2 rRNA genes (1 of these 2 running past the window's edge) are annotated in these 1,977 nt (G+C 55.7%); both read left to right on the top strand.

Features of this window, described 5'->3' with window-relative positions:
• A 23S ribosomal RNA gene (locus tag QQZ18_RS22685) occupies positions 1–1,668 on the top strand; it begins 1,161 nt to the left of the window's first position.
• A 135-nt stretch (positions 1,669–1,803) separates the two neighbouring features.
• Positions 1,804–1,919: ribosomal RNA gene (gene rrf, locus QQZ18_RS22690) — 5S ribosomal RNA — on the top strand.
• Positions 1,920–1,977: the final 58 nt, after the last annotated feature.

Genomic DNA, 1,977 nt, shown 5'->3' on the forward strand with positions numbered 1-1,977 from the left:
GTAACAGCTCACTGGTCTAGATAAGGGTTCCTGCGCGGACAATGTAACGGGGCTCAAGCCGTGCACCGAAACTATGGGTGTGTACTTGTACACGCGGTAGCGGAGCGTTCCGTAGGCCTGTGAAGGAGGATCTGTGAGGACCTCTGGAGGTATCGGAAGTGAGAATGCTGACATGAGTAACGCTAAGGGTGTGAGAATCACCCTCGCCGAAAGTCCAAGGGTTCCTGCGTAAAGCTAGTCTTCGCAGGGTTAGCCGGTCCCTAAGGCGAGGCCGAAAGGCGTAGTCGATGGGAATGAGGTGAATATTCCTCAGCCAGCAGGTGGTGACGGATGTGAAGGATCGTAAGTCCTTATCGGATTGGACTTGCGGTCTCAGCGTTCCAGGAAATAGCCCCTGCATCAGACCGTACCCGAAACCGACACAGGTGGACTGGTAGAGTATACCAAGGCGTTGAGCGAATTGTGCTGAAGGAACTCGGCAAATTGCCTCCGTAACTTCGGGAGAAGGAGGCCCCGGTAATGGGCAACCGTTATCGGGGGGCACAGACTAGGGGGTGGCGACTGTTTAACAAAAACACAGGGCTCTGCGAAGCCGTTAAGGCGACGTATAGGGTCTGACGCCTGCCCGGTGCCGGAAGGTTAAGAGGAGGGGTGCAAGCTCCGAATTGAAGCCCCGGTAAACGGCGGCCGTAACTATAACGGTCCTAAGGTAGCGAAATTCCTTGTCGGGTAAGTTCCGACCTGCACGAATGGCGTAACGACTTCCCCGCTGTCTCCAGCACAGGCTCAGTGAAATTGAATTCCCCGTGAAGATGCGGGGTTCCTGCGGTCAGACGGAAAGACCCCGTGCACCTTTACTATAGCTTCACACTGGCATTCGTGTCGGCATGTGTAGGATAGGTGGTAGGCTATGAAGTTTGGGCGCCAGCTCAGATGGAGCCATCCTTGAAATACCACCCTTATCGTCATGACTGTCTAACCGCGGCCCGTCATCCGGGTCCGGGACAGTGTGTGGTGGGTAGTTTGACTGGGGCGGTCGCCTCCCAAAGAGTAACGGAGGCGCGCGAAGGTAGGCTCAGACCGGTCGGAAATCGGTCGACGAGTGCAATGGCATAAGCCTGCCTGACTGCGAGACTGACACGTCGAGCAGAGTCGAAAGACGGCCATAGTGATCCGGTGGTCCCTCGTGGACGGGCCATCGCTCAACGGATAAAAGGTACGCCGGGGATAACAGGCTGATGATGCCCAAGAGTCCATATCGACGGCATCGTTTGGCACCTCGATGTCGACTCATCACATCCTGGGGCTGGAGAAGGTCCCAAGGGTTCGGCTGTTCGCCGATTAAAGTGGTACGTGAGTTGGGTTCAGAACGTCGTGAGACAGTTCGGTCCCTATCTGCCGTGGGTGTAGGAGTATTGAGAGGATCTGTCCCTAGTACGAGAGGACCGGGATGGACATACCTCTGGTGGACCTGTTGTGGCGCCAGCCGCATTGCAGGGTAGCTACGTATGGACTCGATAACCGCTGAAGGCATCTAAGCGGGAAACGAACCTCAAAACCAGTGCTCCCTATCAGAGCCGTGGAAGACCACCACGTTGATAGGCCGGGTGTGGAAGCGCAGCAATGCGTGAAGCTTACCGGTACTAATAGCTCGATCGGCTTCATCGCTCTCATTATCCCTGTCCATCCCATAAGGATGAACAAGACATAACATCACGATCCGGCCCAAAAAGCCGCCAAAGACCATTCGTTCAAGCTCAGCTCTCCCCCACAAGGGAAAGCCAAGCTATTGCACTTCGCCGGCCTGGTGGTCATGGCGGGGAGAAATGCACCCGATCCCATCCCGAACTCGGCCGTGAAACTCCCCAGCGCCAATGGTACTCCGTCTTAAGACGCGGGAGAGTAGGTCGCTGCCAGGCCTGCAAAGTGCAAGACCAACAACAACAAACCACACGAACAAAGCTCTTCACAAAACAC

The organism is Pleomorphomonas sp. T1.2MG-36, from assembly GCF_950100655.1.
In the GTDB taxonomy this organism is placed as follows: domain Bacteria; phylum Pseudomonadota; class Alphaproteobacteria; order Rhizobiales; family Pleomorphomonadaceae; genus Pleomorphomonas.